Origin of the sequence: Neisseria yangbaofengii (assembly GCF_014898075.1) — a bacterium.
Lineage (GTDB): Bacteria > Pseudomonadota > Gammaproteobacteria > Burkholderiales > Neisseriaceae > Neisseria > Neisseria yangbaofengii.
The window spans coordinates 207,501-225,185 of the sequence record NZ_CP062976.1 but is presented as its reverse complement, the minus strand read 5'-3'; the positions used below and the strand labels follow the sequence as shown (position 1 = coordinate 225,185).

Genomic DNA, 17,685 nt, shown 5'->3' with positions numbered 1-17,685 from the left:
AACTTGTAGATCAATTGAATAAAATTAATTGCCAATAATTTTGAAGAAAGACCCACCATGCCTAAACGTACCGACCTAAAATCCATTTTAATTATCGGCGCTGGCCCGATTGTCATCGGCCAAGCCTGTGAGTTTGACTATTCCGGAGCGCAAGCATGTAAAGCGTTGCGTGAGGAAGGCTATAAAGTCATTCTCGTCAATTCCAACCCCGCCACGATTATGACCGACCCTGAAATGGCGGATGTTACCTATATCGAGCCGATTATGTGGCAGACGGTTGAAAAGATTATTGCCAAAGAGCGTCCTGATGCGGTGTTGCCGACCATGGGCGGACAGACGGCGTTGAACTGTGCCTTGGATTTGGCACGCAACGGCGTGTTGGCGAAATACAATGTCGAGCTGATCGGTGCGACCGAAGATGCCATCGACAAAGCCGAAGACCGCGGCCGCTTTAAAGAGGCGATGGAAAAAATCGGGCTTTCCTGCCCGAAATCGTTTGTCTGCCACACCATGAACGAGGCGTTGGCGGCGCAGGAACAGGTCGGCTTTCCGACGCTGATCCGTCCGTCTTTCACCATGGGCGGTTCGGGTGGCGGCATTGCCTACAACCGTGATGAATTTTTGGCGATTTGCGAACGGGGCTTTGATGCTTCGCCGACCCACGAGCTGCTGATCGAGCAGTCGGTTTTGGGTTGGAAGGAATATGAAATGGAAGTGGTGCGGGATAAAAACGACAACTGCATCATCATCTGTTCGATTGAAAACTTCGACCCGATGGGCGTGCATACCGGCGATTCGATTACGGTTGCGCCGGCGCAAACGCTCACCGACAAAGAATACCAAATCATGCGTAACGCTTCGTTAGCGGTATTGCGTGAAATCGGCGTGGACACCGGCGGCTCGAACGTGCAGTTTGCCGTCAATCCCGCCAACGGCGAGATGATTGTCATCGAGATGAACCCACGTGTATCCCGTTCATCTGCACTGGCTTCCAAAGCCACCGGCTTCCCGATTGCGAAAGTGGCGGCGAAACTGGCGGTGGGCTTCACTTTGGACGAGCTGCAAAACGACATCACCGGCGGCAGAACGCCCGCTTCGTTCGAGCCTTCGATTGACTATGTGATTACCAAAATCCCACGTTTTGCCTTTGAAAAATTCCCGGCGGCAGACGACCGCCTGACCACGCAGATGAAATCGGTGGGCGAAGTGATGGCGATGGGTCGCACCATTCAGGAATCGTTCCAAAAAGCCCTGCGGGGACTGGAAACCGGTTTGTGCGGCTTCAACCCCCGCACGCTCGACAAAGCTGAAATCCGCCGTGAATTAGCCAACCCCGGCCCCGAACGTATGCTGTTTGTCGCCGATGCCTTCCGTGCCGGTTTCAGCTTGGCGGAAATCCACGAAATCTGCGCCATCGACCCTTGGTTCTTGGCACAAATCGAAGATTTGATGAAAGAAGAAGCCGCCGTTGCCGCAGGCAGCCTGAACGATTTGGATTACGCTGCCTTACGTCGTCTGAAACGCAAAGGCTTCTCCGACAAGCGTTTGGCGCAATTATTAAACGTTTCCGAAAAAGAAGTGCGCGAACACCGCTACGCCCTCAAGCTGCACCCTGTTTACAAACGGGTGGACACTTGTGCAGCGGAATTTGCCACCGACACCGCCTACCTCTATTCGACTTACGAAGAAGAATGCGAAGCAAGGCCGTCTGAAAACAAGAAAGTCATGATTCTCGGCGGCGGTCCGAACCGTATCGGTCAAGGCATCGAGTTTGACTACTGCTGCGTTCACGCCGCCCTCGCCCTGCGTGAAAGCGGTTTTGAAACCATTATGGTCAACTGCAACCCCGAAACCGTTTCCACCGACTTCGACACTTCCGACCGCCTCTATTTCGAGCCGCTGACGCTGGAAGACGTGTTGGAAATCGTGAAAAAAGAAAACCCGTGGGGCGTGATTGTGCATTACGGCGGACAAACCCCGCTGAAACTTGCCAACGCCTTAGTGGAAAACGGCGTGAACATTATCGGCACCTCCGCCGACAGCATCGATGCCGCCGAAGACCGCGAACGCTTCCAAAAAGTATTGAACGACTTAGGCTTGCGCCAACCACCGAACCGCACCGCCCGCAACGAAGAAGAAGCCCTTGTTTTAGCGGAAGAAATCGGCTATCCGCTGGTCGTCCGTCCGTCTTACGTTTTGGGCGGCCGTGCCATGCAGGTGGTTCACAGCAAAGAACAGCTGCAAACCTATATGCGTGAAGCGGTGCAGGTTTCCGAAGACAGCCCCGTGCTGCTCGACTTCTTCCTAAACAACGCCATCGAAGTCGATGTGGACTGCGTTTCAGACGGCAAAGATGTCGTTATCGGCGGCATTATGCAGCACGTCGAACAGGCGGGCATCCACTCTGGCGACTCCGGCTGCTCGTTGCCGCCGTATTCCTTGAGCCAAGAAATCCAAGACGAAATCCGCCGCCAAACCAAAGCCATGGCGTATGCACTGGGTGTGGTCGGTCTGATGAACGTACAGTTTGCCGTGCAGGACGGCGTGGTGTTCGTATTGGAAGTGAACCCTCGTGCCTCACGCACCGTACCGTTTGTGTCCAAAGCCACTTCCGTGCCGTTGGCAAAAGTCGGCGCACGGGCAATGGCAGGCATTTCGCTGAAAGAACAAGGCATTGAAAAAGAAGTGATTCCGGATTTCTACGCCGTGAAAGAAGCCGTGTTCCCGTTTATCAAATTCCCCGGCGTGGACACCATTCTCGGCCCCGAAATGCGCTCCACCGGCGAAGTGATGGGCGTGGGCGCAAGTTTCGGCGAAGCCTACTACAAAGCCCAGCTGGGCGCAGGCGAACGCCTGCCCGCTACCGGCAAAGTGTTTATCGCCGTGCGTGATGAAGACAAACCGCTGATTCTCAAAACAGCGAAAAACTTCCAAGCCCTGGGCTACGGCCTGTGCGCCACCCGTGGCACGGCTGCTTATCTGGCGGAACAGGGCATCACTGTCCAAACCGTTAATAAAGTATTGGAAGGCCGTCCGCACATCGTCGATGCCCTCAAAAACGGCGAAATCTCGCTGGTCATCAATACCGTTGCCAACGACAGCCAGGCAATCGCCGACAGCCACAGCATCCGCCGCACCTCGCTGACCCAACGTGTGCCGCAATACACCACCGTTGCCGGCGGCGAAGCCATGAGCGAAGGCGCAAAAAGCCGGGATCACTTGGGCGTGTACAGCGTACAAGAGCTACACGGGCGTTTGAAAAAATAAGTCAGTTGTGTGAAAAGAAAGGCCGTCTGAAAGCGCATATTTCGTTTTCAGACGGCCTGGGACGTAGAAAATCCTAGCGTTGTTTACACTTTTGCTTTATTTGCTGGAAGACCCATGTTGGGATTTTCGAGTGTTGCCAAGAATGCCGAAAGGCACGGCAAAGCCGCATGGTTCTTGATAATGCTCAAAAATCCTAAAACAATCATTCGGGCAAAAAACAAAAGCTGTTTTGAATAATAAAGTGTAAACAACCCGACAATTTCCTACACCTGAGGCCTTTGCAAAATTCCCTTTCCCAAACAATAAAGGTTACTTGAATTATCAAGTAACCTTTATTTCCTCTCCAAACACACAGATTTCCCTAAACTCCCCCGAATCCTGCCGCCCAAGCGCCCGATTTCCCGGGTGCTCCCCTTTTCAGGCAGCAGGCGCAACGAGGCTGAATTTGTTTGCCGCTTCGGGCAAATTCAAACACACCGCTTTCAAATGACTTTGCGCATTCGCTTTCCGTAAGCCGAAATATGTTGCCCTATGGCAGCGGAACTTGCGGTGCAATGTACCGAACCCCTGTTCCGCCGCATAACGGGTTTCCGATAAGTATCGGTTGCGTTGTTTGCCTTCGTCTGTTAGGGGGCGGCCACGGCGGGCTTTACGTATGATGCCGTCCGAAAGCTTTTTGTGTTTAAGCATTCCCGATTGGCTTTGCTGTCGCAGCCTTTGCCGGCATATACGGCGGTGTATTCGGTTATGCCGTTCAGTAAGGGTTTCGAGTGGCCAAACCGTTCAGACGGCCTTGCCAAAGCAAGCGGCCACGCCTATAATCGGCTTCCATCACAGGCACGTAGCTCAGTTGGTTAGAGCACCACCTTGACATGGTGGGGGTCGTTGGTTCGAATCCGATCGTGCCTACCATATCGAAACAGCCGTTTCTGACGATTCAGAAACGGCTGTTTATGAATGAGGCCGTCTGAAAATCATTTTTTCAGACGGCCTCATTTATCCTAATCAAACTTTAAGCCAACGGCGCCAACAGTTTATCAAAGGCTTCTTCAAACTGCTTCAAACCGTCTTCCTGCAAACGGGTTGCCAAGACTTCCAAATCAACGCCGAGTTTTTCCGCTTCGGCCAGTTGCGCCAAGGCTTCATCGGTGTTGTCGGTCAACGTGGCCTTGGCGGTACCGTGATCGACAAAGGCTTTCAGTGTGGCATCCGGTACGGTGTTGACGGTGTGCGCACCGATCAGGCTGTCGACGTATAAGGTATCCGGATAGTCGGGATTTTTCACGCCGGTCGATGCCCATAATAATTGCACACGGTCGGCACCTTTAGCGGCCAATTCGGTAAACTCGGCGCCGTTGAAGAATTGTTCCCAATCTTGGTAAGCGGCTTTAGCCAAGGCGACGGCGATTTTGCCTTTCAAATGTTCCGGCAAGGTCGCATCCAAAGCGGCGTCGACACGCGAAATAAAGAAGCTGGCCACCACTTGAATGCGATCAACCAGCAAACCGGCGGCCACACGCTTGGCAATACCGCGCTGATAAGCGGCGTAGGCTTTCAGGGTTTGCGCACGGGAAAACAGCAAGGTCAGGTTAATCGACAGGCCGTCTGAAACCAATTGTTCCAACGCTTCCACACCGGCATCAGTAGCCGGCACTTTAATCATCACGTTTTTACGACCGATGGCTGCGTGTAAACGCTTGGCTTCGGCCACGGTACCGGCAGTATCTTTGGCCAATTCCGGCGCCACTTCCAAGCTGACGAAACCGGTTTTGCCGCCGGTAGATTCATGTTCGGCCAGCAACACATCGCAAGCCGCCTGTACATCGGCAATCGCCAAGGTTTCATAGCGCTCTTTCGGGCTCAAATCCTGCGCTTTTAAAGCGGCCACTTCATCGGCATACAGTCCGTCCCCGGCAAAGGCTTTTTGGAAAATCGCCGGATTGGAAGTCACGCCGCACACGCCTTGCTTGGTCATTTCGGCCAATTCGCCGCTTTGCACCAGCGAGCGGGATAAGTTGTCCAACCAGATTTGTTGGCCTAATGCTTTAACGTCCGATAAAATAGTCATCTCTGAATCCTTTTGGTTGAGCGGGTTTAGTCTTGTATTGTTTTAGTATAGCGAATGAGATTTCCAAATCATTCGCTATCGCGATAAATAGTCAAACCGATGGATTTTTACTATACCTTGATTTCCAGCCTTTGAACAGTATCACCTTTTGACGGACACAATAATGACAACTATCGAATCTTACTTACTTTGGGCGCGCGATGTGTTGCATATCGAAGCGGAAGCCTTGCATGAAATTGCCGGCGAATTGGACGAACATTTTGTTCAGGCTGCTGAAACCTTGCTGCATTGCCAAGGCCGTGTGGTGATTATGGGTATGGGCAAATCGGGACACATCGCCCGCAAAATGGCCGCTACGATGGCCTCCACCGGCACACCGGCTTTTTTCGTGCATCCGGCGGAAGCGGCGCACGGCGATTTGGGCATGATTGTCGACGGCGATGTGGTGATGGCGGTGTCGAATTCGGGCGAAAGCGATGAAATTGCGGCGATTATTCCGGCCTTGAAACGCAAAAACGTCACCTTAATCTGCATCACCGCCCGCCCGACTTCAACTATGGCGCGTCATGCCGATATCCACATCATGGCTTCGGTATCGAAAGAAGCCTGCCCGCTCGGCTTGGCACCGACTTCCAGCACTACCGCCGTGATGGCGCTGGGCGATGCACTGGCGATTGTATTGCTGAAAGCGCGAGCGTTCACCACCGATGATTTTGCGCTCAGCCATCCGGCCGGAAGCTTGGGCAAACGTCTGCTGCTGCGCGTAGCCGACATCATGCACGGCGGTGACGAACTGCCCGCGGTGGTGTGCGGCACCTTGCTCAAAGACGCGATTGTGCGCATGAGTGAAAAAGGCTTGGGCATGTTGGCCGTGACCGATGATGAAGGCCGTCTGAAAGGTGTATTCACCGATGGCGATTTACGCCGTCTGTTCCAACAACGCGATGATTTCAAAGGCTTGACCGTCAACGACATCATGCACGCCGAACCGAAAACCATCGCCGCCGACAAGCTCGCCACCGAAGCCTTGAAGCATATGCAAGCCAATCATGTGAACGGCCTGTTGGTGACCGATTCGGACGGCCTGTTAATCGGTGCGCTCAATATGCATGATTTGCTGATGGCGCGTATTGTGTAAGGCTGAGACCTTGGCAAAGCCCTGAGCTTGAGCGCAGCCGGAAGCGGGCACGGCACAGAACGCCCAAACATATCAAAAAAACAGGCAAGCTTTCGAGTGGCACCTTACGAAAAAATGCGCCCAAGACAGGAAGTTTGCAAAGCTATCAGGCTGCAAAAATTTACGCATTGTTTATTCTACCCAAAACGTTTCAGACGGCCTTTATGCTAGAATAGGCCGTCTGAACAAGGAATCCGCCATGCAGAGCTTATCCCCCGAATTGCAACAGCGCGCCGCCGCTATCAAATTGTTGATTTTAGATGTGGACGGCGTATTGACCGACGGTCATATCTACATCCGCGACACCGGCGAAGAAATCAAATCTTTCCACACGCTCGATGGCCACGGCATCAAAATGCTGGCAGAGCGCGGCGTCCGGACGGCCATTATTACCGGCCGGGATGCACCGTCGGTCGGGATTCGCGTTCGGCAATTGGGCATTGCCTATTACTTCAAAGGCATCCGCGATAAGCGTGCAGCCTATGCCCGATTGCGCGAACAAGCAGGCGTGGCGGAACACGAATGCGCATTTGTCGGCGACGATGTGGTCGATTTGCCGGTAATGGTGCGTTGCGGTTTACCGGTGGCCGTACCCGAAGCGCATTGGTTTACGCGCGAACACGCAGCCTACATCACGCAACGCCCCGCCGGCAAAGGCGCGGTGCGCGAAGTGTGCGATTTGATTATGCAGGCGCAAGGCACGTTGCAACCTGCTTTGGACGAGTATGTCAAATGAAAATAAAATGGCAATACAGTCTCGCCTTTCCTTTGATTCTGGCCGTCGCGCTCGGCGGCCTGTCGGCTTGGCTCGGACGCATCAGCGAGATTCAGACGGAAGAAGTGCAGCTTAATCCCGATGAACCGCAATATTGGATGGGCGGCATGGAAGGCAAGCGTTTTGACGGGCAAGGCAACCTGCAAGAGCATTTCACCGCTACGGAAGCATTCCAATTGCCCAACAGCAAAGACGTGCATTTTCGCTCGCCCAAGTTGGATGTGCATCAACAAGGCAAGCTCGCTTATCAAGTGGAAGGCAAAGAAGGCCTGTATAACACCGATACGCGCGTTGCCGTGTTCCAAAAAGAAGTATTGCTGACCAAACCGGCTGATGCCGCCCACCCTGCCGGCACGGTCAAAACCGAATTTATTCATGTCGACACTCAGGCCCGGTTTGCCCAAACCGAGCATCCGGTTGAATTTACCTACGGTCAATCCCACGGTTCTTCGGTCGGCATGACTTACGACCACACCAAAGGTTTACTCAATTTTCCATCAAAAGTGAAAGCCACGATTTATGATGCCAAAAATCTTTAAAGCTGCCGCATTGTCCGCCCTGGTGATCAGTGCGCCTGCTTTCGCGCTGGAAAGCGACAGCCGCCAACCGATTCAAATCGAAGCCGACCAAGGCTCGCTCGACCAAGCCAACCAAACCACCACCTTCAGCGGCAACGTCATCATCAAACAAGGCACGCTGAACATCAATGCCGCCAACGTCACCGTTTCGCGGAACGACAAAGGCAACCAACTGATGAAAGCCAACGGCTCGCCCGTGCGCTTCAGCCAGCAGCTTGACGGCGACAAAGGCACGGTCAACGGCCAAGGGAGCCAAGTCGAATACGCTTCGGCCACCGGCTTGGTGACACTCACCGGCAATGCCAAAGTGCAGCGCGGCGGCGATGTCGCCCAAGGTGCGGTGATTACCTACAATATGCGCACCGAAGTCTATACCATTCACGGCGGCTCGAAACAGGCAGGCGTAAAATCGCCGGCCAAATCCGGTCGTGTAAGCGTGGTGATTCAACCGACTTCGACCAAACAATAAGCTGAGGCCGTCTGAATCTTTTATTGAACCAACTTTCAGACGGCCTATCCAACCCTGATTCCGTTTTAAAGAACAGATTATGACTGCACCAGCCAGCCGCCTTGTCGCCCAAGGCCTGCAAAAAAGTTTCAAAAAACGCCAAGTCGTGAAAGATTTCTCGCTCGAAATCGAAAGCGGCGAAGTGGTCGGCCTGCTCGGCCCCAACGGCGCGGGCAAAACCACCAGCTTCTACATGATTGTCGGCCTGATTGCCGCCGATGGCGGCAGCGTCACACTCGACGGCCAAGAATTGCGCCACCTGCCGATTCACGAACGCGCGCGTTTAGGCGTGGGCTATCTGCCGCAAGAAGCATCGATTTTCCGCAAAATGACGGTCGAGCAAAACATCCGCGCTATTTTGGAAATCAGCCTGAAAGACAAAAGCGGCATCGACGGCGAAATCGACAAACTGTTGGCCGATTTGAACATCGAACGCCTGCGCCACAACCCCGCCCCGTCTTTATCGGGCGGCGAACGCCGTCGCGTGGAAATCGCCCGCGTATTGGCAATGAAACCGCGTTTTATTCTGCTGGACGAACCCTTCGCCGGTGTCGACCCCTTAGCGATCATCGACATTCAAAAAATCATCGAATTTCTCAAATCACGCGGCATCGGCGTATTGATTACCGACCACAACGTGCGCGAAACCTTGAGCATCTGCGACCGCGCCTACATCATCAGCGAGGGTACGGTATTGGCTTCGGGCAAACCGGACGACTTGGTCAACAATGAAAAAGTGCGTGCGGTTTACTTGGGCGAAAACTTTAAATACTGATGCCGCCAAACGCGCCCTTGTTTGATAAATATGAAAAGAGGCCGTCTGAAAAATAGTAACCACGCTCATTTTGTAGTAACTTATTTCAGACGGCCTTTTATGTTCCACCGCCTGCACATAGCGGATAGTGCCGCACCGTAAAAACAATAAAATAAAACGCAACTTACTTATCCTATGAATCCCAATTTCGGCTTAAAACTCAAGCAAACCCAGCAGCTCAACCAAAGGCTGCAACAAGCCTTGCGCGTGTTACAGATGTCCAATCAAGATATTGAGCGCGAAGTAGAAGACTGGCTGCAGGAAAACCCCTTGCTCGAACGCTCCGAATACGATGAATTTAACGATGCCGAGTTCAACAGCAGCCTTTCTGCCGCCCTACCGCACAGCAATCAAATCGGCGGCGAGGATGCCGAAGATGCTTGGCTCAATGTTACCGAAGAAGAAGATTTCAACGCCTATCTGCATGCGCAAGTGTGCGAACACCCGCTTTCCAAAACCGAAGCCGCCCACGTCCACATTCTGATTGATTTTCTCGACGAACAAGGCTATTTCACCGACAGCCTGTCGGAAGTCGTCGACCATACGCCGCTGGACTGGATGCTGAATGAAGACGATTTACAAAACGCGCTCGACATCCTGCAAACCTTCGATCCGCCCGGCGTCGCCGCCGCAGACATTACCGAATCCCTTCTGCTGCAACTCATGCGTCTGCCCGCTTCGCCCGAACGCCAATTGGCCGGCCATCTGATACAAAGCTCGTTTGACGAACTGGGCAAAAACCGCCGGCAAAACATTCAGCGTTTCCAAAAAATGTATCCCGAAGCCACGCCACAAACCATTCAGACGGCCTTGGATTTGATTGCATCACTCAACCCTTATCCGGCTTATGGTTTTGCTTCCGCCGAGCCGACCGCCTACATCCAGCCCGACGTGTGGGTTAAAGAAACGGCTGATGGCTGGAAAGTCAGCGGCAACGAAGCGGCTTGGCCAAAAATTCAAATCAACCGCGAATACATCGAGCTGCTGCAAGACATCGACGACGCCTCGCCCGAATGGAAAGAAAAACTGCACGAAGCGCGCCAAAAAATCGACAGCTTGGAATTGCGCAAAAGCACGGTTATCCGCTTGGCAGAATACATCGTTGAGCGGCAAGAAGATTTTTTCATCTTCGGCGAAATCGGCTTGGTGCCCATGCTGCTCAGAGATGCCGCCGCCGAATTAGAGCTGGCAGAATCCACCATTTCAAGAGCCGCCAACCAAAAATATTTAGCTTGCCCACGCGGTTTATTTGCGTTACGCTATTTTTTCACACAGGCAGTCAGTACCGACAGCGACAACGAAGGCATGAGCCAAGGCGCAATCAAAGCGATGCTCAAACAATTGATTGACAGCGAAAACATGCAAAAGCCGCATTCCGATGAAACCTTGGTGCAGCTCTTAAAACAACAAGGCATTGAAATCGCCCGCCGCACCGTTGCCAAATACAGGGAGTCGCTCGATATTCCGCCTGCGCACAAGCGCAAGCTTATCGGCTGAACACAAGATTTTTATGTCCGTCACGTTGGCGGATTTACTCACCGAAGGAGTTGTATTATGAACCTGAAAATTACCGGTCTGAATTTTGATGTTACCGAAGCGATTAAAAACCATGTGTCTGAAAAATTGGAACGCATCAACCGCCATGCCGCCAATGTGATTTCCGTGGCCATTACCCTCTCGGTTGAAAAAGTGAATCAAAAAGCCGAAGCCGATTTGCACTTAGCCGGTAAAGATTTGCACGTTGAAGCAGTAGAACAAGACATGTACGCCGCGATTGATGTATTGATGGATAAATTGGATCGTGCGGTGTTGAAGCATAAAGAAAAAAGCAACGATGCCCGCGCACCGCGCCCTGCCGACGTAGTTGGCAACGAACAAGAATAAACCTTTATGAAAAATGCCGTCTGAAAAATCTTCAGACGGCATTTTTCTATGACCGGATAATTTATTCGTTTCTACGACACAAATAAAAAAACCATTCGACAGAATGTTTTTTTCGTCATTTTATCTTAGCGTTTGCGGCCGAAAACCAGCGACAATACCGCCAAAACCAAGAAGCCGACAAATAAGATTTTCGCAATGCCTGCAGCACTACCGGCAATACCGCCGAAACCCAATACTGCAGCAATAATGGAAATCACGAAAAATACGATTGCATAATGTAACATAGGAGCCTCCTCTGCTTTGTTCATAGTGAAAATTAGTGTCGCATTCCGATTCGGGTTAACCGAACGCATGGCTCCACAATAACACAGCCGTTTTCGATAATCCAACTGCCAAAGCCTATATTTCATAGCTTTACAAAGCATATTACACAAGACTACATTTAAATTCATTAATGTAATATCGAGAAAAGAAGCCCAAATATCATCTTAACTTTTCTTAGCATCCGATTCATCGATGCATAAATACAGGTTAAAGGCCGTCTGAAAGGATCGCGATACCCGGTACAAACAAATCCGCTCTGTTAAAATACGCGCATAGAGACTCAAAGCCGATCACGCGCTTGAATTTAGCGCAATCAGCCCAATTGTAAATCCCACCACATTCCATTCATACCGAGAGATTCATGAATATCCAAGAAATTCAGACTGCCCTGCAAACAGTGACCATTCCGCACACACAACGCACGATCGGCAGCGAAAATGCCGTCAAAAGCATCAACCATGATTCAGACGGCCTGCACATTACCCTACAATTCGGCTATCCCGTTTTGCACATCGGCAATGAATTGGCCGACCACATTCAAGAAGCCATCATCGGCTTCACCGGCGACACCGGCATTCACTTGAGCATCGACACCGTAGTCGGCACACACAAAGTGCAACCGGGTGTTGCCACCATCAAAGGCGTAAAAAACATCATCGCCGTAGGCTCCGGCAAAGGCGGCGTGGGCAAATCCACCACCACCGCCAACTTGGCCACCGCCATGGCACGAATGGGGGCGCGTGTCGGCGTATTGGATGCCGACTTATACGGCCCAAGCCAACCGACCATGCTGGGAGTATCTGCCGGCAAACCGGATACCAAAAACGAAAAACTGGTGCCGATTACCACCGAAAGCGGCATTCAAGTAATGTCGATCGGTTTTCTGATGGATACCGACCAAGCCGTGATTTGGCGCGGCCCATTGTTGAGCCAGGCCCTGCAGCAATTATTGTTCCAAAGCGAATGGGACGATGTGGATTACCTGTTTATCGACTTGCCGCCGGGCACCGGCGACATTCAATTAACCCTGTCGCAAAAAATTCCGGTAACCGGCGCTGTGGTCGTGACCACACCGCAAGACATCGCCCTGATTGACGCGCGCAAAGCAGTGGATATGTTCAAAAAAGTCAACATTCCGATTTTTGGCGTCTTAGAAAACATGTCGGTACACATTTGCTCTAACTGCGGCCACAGCGAAGCCATTTTCGGCACTGAAGGCGGCAAAGACTTGGCAGGCCGTCTGAATGTGCCGTTGCTCGGCCAGCTGCCGCTCAGCTTGCCGGTACGCGAAGCAATGGACAACGGCCAAGCCGCCGCGTTATTGGAAAACCACGGCGAAGTGGAAAAAATCTACACCGACGCTGCGTTCCAACTGGCTTTGTCTATTGCAGATAAAGGCAAAGACTTCAGCAGCCGCTTCCCGAAAATTGTTGTGGAATAAAGCAAGTAAGATTAAACATGCCAAAAGCCGTCTGAAAAGTTTTCAGACGGCTTTTTTGATGGGTTAGATTTTATAGTGGATTCACTTTAAAAATAGGACAAGGCGGCGAGCCAACGCCGTTATAGCAAATAAACCTATTCTTCGATACAATTCCACCATGGCCTATTCAGAAGACTTCAAACAACTCGTACTCAAAAAACTCCGTCAAGGATGGACGATTCGCAGAGCCGCAAAAGAATTCGGCATCGCCATCTCCACCATCACGCTTTGGAAACGCCCTCCGGCTCCTCAAACCCCTCCGAAGCAACGGAAAACCCGCAAAATCAGCGCCCAAGCACTGCTCGAAGATGTTGAGCGTTATCCCGATGCCTATTGCTATGAAAGAGCGCAACGCTTTGGCTGTTCCCATACCGCCATACACAAAGCATTAAAGCGATACAACATCAGCTGCAAAAAAAGACCAACCGCCACCCGAAAGCCAACAGAGGGCTCAGAAAAAACTTCCTGAAGTTACTGCACCGCTACATCCGCCGTAACCGTCCGGTTGTTTATTTAGACGAGAGCGGATTCAGAACATCCTGTTACCGGCCTTACGCTTATGCGCCAAAAAGCCGGCGCTGTTATGCGCTCCATGATTGGCAGGGACATCATCAGACCAATGCCGTCGGAGCGTTATTTCACGGCAAACTGTTTGCCGTCGGTTTGTTTGATTGCAGTATTGACCGCCGAATATTTGACGCTTGGGTGGAGCGGATTTTGATTCCGGAGCTGCCGCGAAACAGTGTGGTGGTAATGGATAATGCGACGTTTTATAAGGGGAGTGCTTTAACGCTTCTGAAGGAGAAAGGCCATACTGTGTTATGGCTTCCGCCCTATCGCCCTGATCTGAATCGGATAGAGAAAAAGTGGGCTTGGATTAGAGGTGTTAGGAATCGGCTGCGAATTACGGATGTGGATTGGCTGTTTTGGATGTGTATCGATAAATAAGTTTATTTGCTATATATTACCCAGAAAACATCAGTTCGCGGATTTGGAAGAATGCGCTGGCAGAAACAGGTATCACCGACTTCCGCTGGTATGACTTGCGCCATGCTTGGGCAAGTTGGCTGGTTCAGGCAGGTGTACCGATAACCGCGTTGCAGGAAATGGGCGGATGGGAAAATGTGGGAATGGTGCAGCGGTATGCCCATCTTGCACCGGAACATCTGCACAAACACGCAGCTCTATTGGACGATGCCGGTCTTGGTTTCGGCACAAATCAGGCACACCCCAAAATAGGAGGTGGCAAAGAAAAAAGCCTAAACGATTGTTTAGGCTTAAGAAATGTGGTGGGTCGTGAAGGATTCGAACCTTCGACCAACGGATTAAAAGTCCGCTGCTCTACCGACTGAGCTAACGACCCGATAAGCTGTGCATTATAGTAGTAAGCTTTATGGCTGTCAAGCTTTTGTAACCATTTTCTTACCATTATCCGTGATTGAAAAGGCCGTCTGAATATTCAGACGGCCTTGATTGCTTATCCGATTATTGACGGATACGGGCAGGTGTTTGCACCACTTCGCGGATAATCACTTCCCGAACAGGTTCTTTTTCTTTAAGACCACAACCTTCAGGGTTCCAGAAGAATGATTGTGCATTTTTGTCTTTATCAAACAAAACTTTGTATTGGCAGGTTTTGTGTTCGCCGTTTTCACGGTAGTTAAACAAGTAATCCCACTCTCGCACGCCATACAAGCCTTCTTGGTGATGCGGACGGCCAATCAGGTTGTAGATTTGATCTTTGTTCATGCCCGCTTCGATTTGGCGCACATTGTCCCAATTCGGCCAAGAGCCGTCTTGAGTACCGTTATGACGGAAAGTGGTTTTAGCCGGATCAGGCCATACCGGATTATCGGTAGTCCCTTCTTTGGTCACATTGCTCAAGTTACCGCAGGCAGCCAAAGCCAATGCGGCGATTACAGGTAATGCAATTGCTGATAATTTCATGATTTTTCCTTTATGTATTCTGTTAACAGGCCGTCGCCTCGGGTTTTACCATTGATAGCCTACGCTGCCGCCCCAGTTCACATCTTTCTGGGTGTTCACGCCGACGCCGGCTTTGATAAACCATTTGTTGTTATCAGAATTACGTGCATAACCGATGGCCAACGCTTGTTGGTCACGGAAACCGCCCACTGCCGCAGAAACCAAGCTTTTACCGGCTTCGTTAGGTCGTTGCAAAAATGCCATCGCAGTCGCACCCGCGATCCCGGCACGCAAATCTTTTTCCATATCGTTGATGCGATTGTTGATACGGTTGTCCCAAGCAGCGGTATTGGCCGAAATCTTATAAACATCTTGACCGTTTGCACCGGTAGTCTTATTAATAGTGATATTATCACCGGCAACAACTTCGGTTTTGGCTGAGTTCAATTGGCGCACATTTACCGCATCAGTAGGATTGGTACCTGCAGCAACATTAGTGATTACGTTCCCGCCATTATTCAAACCGCTTTGGGTCAAAGTAACAGGAGAACCCGCGGCACCATTGTTGATGGTTACGCCTTCATTATTCAAAACGGTATTACCTGCGGTTACACTGCCAACTACCAAATCGGGTTTGGTCGATACGGTATAAGTAGTGCTGCCATCGGTAGGAGAAGTTTCCGGAGTTACTACAATATTGGCACCTGCAGCAACTTTGCTATTAGCTGCATTTACTTTATTCTGTAAATTATTGGTCATCAAATATAATTGCGAACCATTGATAGCATCAGTAGAAGTGGCTTCAATACGGCCTGCAGCAACATTAGTGATCGTGCGCTCGAAATCTGCGGCACCTACGCTAACAGTTGCCGCAGGAGCAGTGCCGGCAAAGCCGCTGTAGGTTATGCCGTTTACAGTAGCTTCAGTTGTGCCTACCGCGGCCTCAGTTTTAGAAGCAGTGCCCAAAGCGACAGAATAATCCTCAGCAGCTACGGCACCGCGACCAATGGCAACCGATGAGCCACCTTCAGCTTTTGACTGCAAGCCTGAAGCAACACTGGCTACACCAGAAGCAGTCGCTGCTGCGCCTGTTGCCGTCGCATATTTACCGCTTGCAACTGCCCCCGAACCAATCGCAGTAGCCGCTACTTCAGAAGCAGCCGCTTTTTGACCCGCTGCAACGGAGTTGCTGCCGCTGGCTTGAGCACCTTGACCCAAGGCAGTAGCATTATTTGCAGAAGCCATTGAACCAGAACCAAATGCTGTTGCGGCTGAAGCGCTGGCGGCTGAAACAGAGCCAACTGCCGTGCTGCCGTTACCGCTGGCCGCAGCTTGGCGGCCTACCGCAGTAGCTGCATTTGCAGTGGCTTGAGTGCCCTGACCTAAGGCAGTAGCGGCAATACCTTGGGCATCAGACAATGCGCCCAACGCAACCGCAGATCCGCCATTGGCCGCAGTATCCGAACCGATCGCCACTGAGCTCAAACCTTCGGCAGTCGTTTGAATACCTATTGCAACAGAATAGCGAGCCGCTGCTTCAGTCGAACGGTTCAACTCACCATTATCATTTACTTTGACGTAATCAATATCGGCAGCATGTGCCACTGATGGAAACATACCTGCTGCCAACAATGCAGCAACTAATGTTTTGGTCGTCATTTGCTCTGTGTGTTTCATAATTATCTCCCTGATAAAAACACTGATATTTTATTTAGAATATGCCCTAATATTTATTGCAATATGACGTTGACAATCTAAAATCTTTTATCTAAAATAGATAATGACAATAAAATTACTCACGCCAGAATATATTAAGGGCAGGTATATTCACTATAAAAATAAAATTAAGTTATTTCGAATAATTTCTTCAGAAACTTAATAATTACTCAGCATTTATTATAGATAGACTAAGCCTGCTTAATTTATTTTATTTTTTAATCATGCATTCTTTAGCTTTAGTGATTATTAATTATTTGTGAAATAATCTTACAAGCCATCATAATCCACTTTACAAATCATATTTCAAAAAAATTTCACGCCATATTAAATTTTTGATAGATTAATCCATCAAAATACATCAATAAAAAACTTTATTTTAAATAAATCACCATTGGATTTTGGATAAATTTATTTAATTTATGCATTCATCCAACCTGAATTTTTATTTTATTCAGATAAAATCTCTCCAATCGATTCAATTTTCCATCCACCATTCTCAAACCAAAGCCGTGAAACTGTTGCATTTTCGACACTTCTATATGAAGTTGACTGCGGATCAATCAATTTTAATATTCCAGTAATCGCCATACCATGCGACACCAGCAAGACGTCGCCATCGATTGGTGATTTTTGGCGCAAAATATCCAAGCCTTTTTCCAGACGACCCATAAATTGGGCTTCATTTTCAGCCAAACCTAAAGGGTCTAATTCGCTAACGGTTTCGGCCAACATGTGATGGGTGCCGGCTCGGTAGGCTTCGAGCCATGTTTCTATCGATGGAAAGCCGCGATGCTGCGCAATCAGACCATGCACATTTTGTACCAAATCACCTTCAAAGCCGCCGAAACAATATTCGCGCACTTCCTCAATCACGCCTAAAGGCAAATCAGCTTGACCTTTGGCTTCTAAAATGATTTTCGCGGTATCTGCGGCGCGTGGGCTGACGCTGCAAAACGCGGCATCAAAATCGACCTTGCCTTGTAATGCCCGTCCTAATGCGCGAGCAACTTCTTTACCTTCCGGCAGCAAGGGCGAATCGCTCCAGCCTTGCAGGCGACCGACTTTGTTGAAAACGGTTTTGCCGTGACGCACCAAATATACTTCTAAAGCCATATTTTATCCTTTTATCCCCATGCCTATTTCAGACGGCCTCTATGCCGTCTGA

16 protein-coding genes, 2 tRNA genes and 2 pseudogenes are annotated in these 17,685 nt (G+C 50.5%); 13 read left to right on the top strand and 7 right to left on the bottom strand.

Annotated features, from left to right (window positions below):
• The first annotated feature begins 57 nt into the window (after nucleotides 1-57).
• Complete coding sequence (gene carB, locus H4O27_RS01225) at nucleotides 58-3,267, top strand: carbamoyl-phosphate synthase large subunit (protein WP_165008567.1); 3,210 nt, start codon at nucleotides 58-60, stop codon at nucleotides 3,265-3,267.
• 417 nt (nucleotides 3,268-3,684) lie between these two features.
• On the opposite strand, the pseudogene H4O27_RS01220 reads toward carB, so the two are convergent.
• Nucleotides 3,685-4,040, bottom strand: a pseudogene (locus H4O27_RS01220) (transposase); the annotation flags it as partial.
• A gap of 62 nt (nucleotides 4,041-4,102) precedes the next feature.
• On the opposite strand from H4O27_RS01220, the gene H4O27_RS01215 reads away from it, so the two are divergent.
• A tRNA-Val gene (locus H4O27_RS01215) sits at nucleotides 4,103-4,179 on the top strand.
• A 100-nt stretch (nucleotides 4,180-4,279) separates the two neighbouring features.
• Here H4O27_RS01215 and tal read toward each other — a convergent pair.
• Nucleotides 4,280-5,335, bottom strand: coding sequence for a transaldolase (gene tal / locus H4O27_RS01210; protein ID WP_165008563.1), 1,056 nt, complete (start codon nucleotides 5,333-5,335; stop codon nucleotides 4,280-4,282).
• A 163-nt stretch (nucleotides 5,336-5,498) separates the two neighbouring features.
• Here tal and H4O27_RS01205 point away from each other — a divergent pair, with 163 nt between their 5' ends.
• The 7 genes from H4O27_RS01205 to hpf all read left to right on the top strand — a co-directional run bounded on the left by H4O27_RS01205 (nucleotide 5,499) and on the right by hpf (nucleotide 11,071).
• Entirely contained in the window at nucleotides 5,499-6,473 is a 975-nt protein-coding gene (locus H4O27_RS01205; protein ID WP_165008561.1) for a KpsF/GutQ family sugar-phosphate isomerase, read from the top strand.
• Nucleotides 6,474-6,711: 238 nt separating this feature from the next.
• On the top strand, nucleotides 6,712-7,248 hold the full coding sequence (locus tag H4O27_RS01200) for a KdsC family phosphatase (protein ID WP_165008560.1): 537 nt from the start codon (nucleotides 6,712-6,714) through the stop codon (nucleotides 7,246-7,248).
• Complete coding sequence (lptC, locus tag H4O27_RS01195; RefSeq protein ID WP_165008558.1) at nucleotides 7,245-7,826, top strand: LPS export ABC transporter periplasmic protein LptC; 582 nt, start codon at nucleotides 7,245-7,247, stop codon at nucleotides 7,824-7,826. Before H4O27_RS01200 ends, lptC begins: the two co-directional genes overlap by 4 nt.
• Nucleotides 7,807-8,334 (top strand): lipopolysaccharide transport periplasmic protein LptA, encoded by a 528-nt coding sequence (gene lptA / locus H4O27_RS01190; protein ID WP_165008556.1) that lies wholly within the window; start codon nucleotides 7,807-7,809, stop codon nucleotides 8,332-8,334. Before lptC ends, lptA begins: the two co-directional genes overlap by 20 nt.
• A 79-nt stretch (nucleotides 8,335-8,413) precedes the next feature.
• Nucleotides 8,414-9,148, top strand: coding sequence for an LPS export ABC transporter ATP-binding protein (gene lptB, locus H4O27_RS01185; protein WP_165008554.1), 735 nt, complete (start codon nucleotides 8,414-8,416; stop codon nucleotides 9,146-9,148).
• Nucleotides 9,149-9,322: 174 nt separating this feature from the next.
• A complete protein-coding gene (gene rpoN, locus H4O27_RS01180) occupies nucleotides 9,323-10,684 on the top strand; it encodes an RNA polymerase factor sigma-54 (RefSeq protein WP_165008552.1) in 1,362 nt (453 codons plus the stop codon).
• Between the two features lie 57 nt (nucleotides 10,685-10,741).
• Nucleotides 10,742-11,071, top strand: coding sequence for a ribosome hibernation-promoting factor, HPF/YfiA family (gene hpf, locus H4O27_RS01175; protein ID WP_165008551.1), 330 nt, complete (start codon nucleotides 10,742-10,744; stop codon nucleotides 11,069-11,071).
• A gap of 125 nt (nucleotides 11,072-11,196) precedes the next feature.
• Here hpf and H4O27_RS01170 read toward each other — a convergent pair whose 3' ends face one another.
• Nucleotides 11,197-11,355, bottom strand: coding sequence for a DUF1328 domain-containing protein (locus H4O27_RS01170; protein ID WP_165008549.1), 159 nt, complete (start codon nucleotides 11,353-11,355; stop codon nucleotides 11,197-11,199).
• A 401-nt stretch (nucleotides 11,356-11,756) separates the two neighbouring features.
• Here H4O27_RS01170 and apbC point away from each other — a divergent pair, with 401 nt between their 5' ends.
• The 4 genes and pseudogenes from apbC to H4O27_RS13515 all read left to right on the top strand — a co-directional run.
• The gene (apbC, locus tag H4O27_RS01165) at nucleotides 11,757-12,836 is read left to right on the top strand and encodes an iron-sulfur cluster carrier protein ApbC (RefSeq protein WP_165008547.1); all 1,080 of its coding nucleotides are present in this window, start codon (nucleotides 11,757-11,759) and stop codon (nucleotides 12,834-12,836) included.
• A 157-nt stretch (nucleotides 12,837-12,993) separates the two neighbouring features.
• Complete coding sequence (locus H4O27_RS01160) at nucleotides 12,994-13,344, top strand: IS630 transposase-related protein (protein ID WP_193004304.1); 351 nt, start codon at nucleotides 12,994-12,996, stop codon at nucleotides 13,342-13,344.
• Entirely contained in the window at nucleotides 13,236-13,823 is a 588-nt protein-coding gene (locus tag H4O27_RS13520) for a transposase (RefSeq protein WP_193004375.1), read from the top strand. Before H4O27_RS01160 ends, H4O27_RS13520 begins: the two co-directional genes overlap by 109 nt.
• Nucleotides 13,824-13,918: 95 nt before the next feature.
• Nucleotides 13,919-13,981: pseudogene (locus H4O27_RS13515) on the top strand (hypothetical protein); the annotation flags it as partial.
• A gap of 181 nt (nucleotides 13,982-14,162) precedes the next feature.
• On the opposite strand, the gene H4O27_RS01145 reads toward H4O27_RS13515, so the two are convergent.
• The 4 genes from H4O27_RS01145 to H4O27_RS01130 form a co-directional block, all read right to left on the bottom strand.
• Nucleotides 14,163-14,238: transfer RNA gene (locus tag H4O27_RS01145), tRNA-Lys, on the bottom strand.
• 122 nt (nucleotides 14,239-14,360) lie between these two features.
• Complete coding sequence (locus H4O27_RS01140; protein WP_165010231.1) at nucleotides 14,361-14,822, bottom strand: outer membrane protein assembly factor BamE; 462 nt, start codon at nucleotides 14,820-14,822, stop codon at nucleotides 14,361-14,363.
• Nucleotides 14,823-14,867: 45 nt separating this feature from the next.
• On the bottom strand, nucleotides 14,868-16,478 hold the full coding sequence (locus H4O27_RS01135; RefSeq protein WP_165010229.1) for a YadA family autotransporter adhesin: 1,611 nt from the start codon (nucleotides 16,476-16,478) through the stop codon (nucleotides 14,868-14,870).
• Nucleotides 16,479-16,967: 489 nt separating this feature from the next.
• Nucleotides 16,968-17,633 (bottom strand): histidine phosphatase family protein, encoded by a 666-nt coding sequence (locus H4O27_RS01130; protein ID WP_165010227.1) that lies wholly within the window; start codon nucleotides 17,631-17,633, stop codon nucleotides 16,968-16,970.
• Nucleotides 17,634-17,685 lie beyond the last annotated feature (52 nt).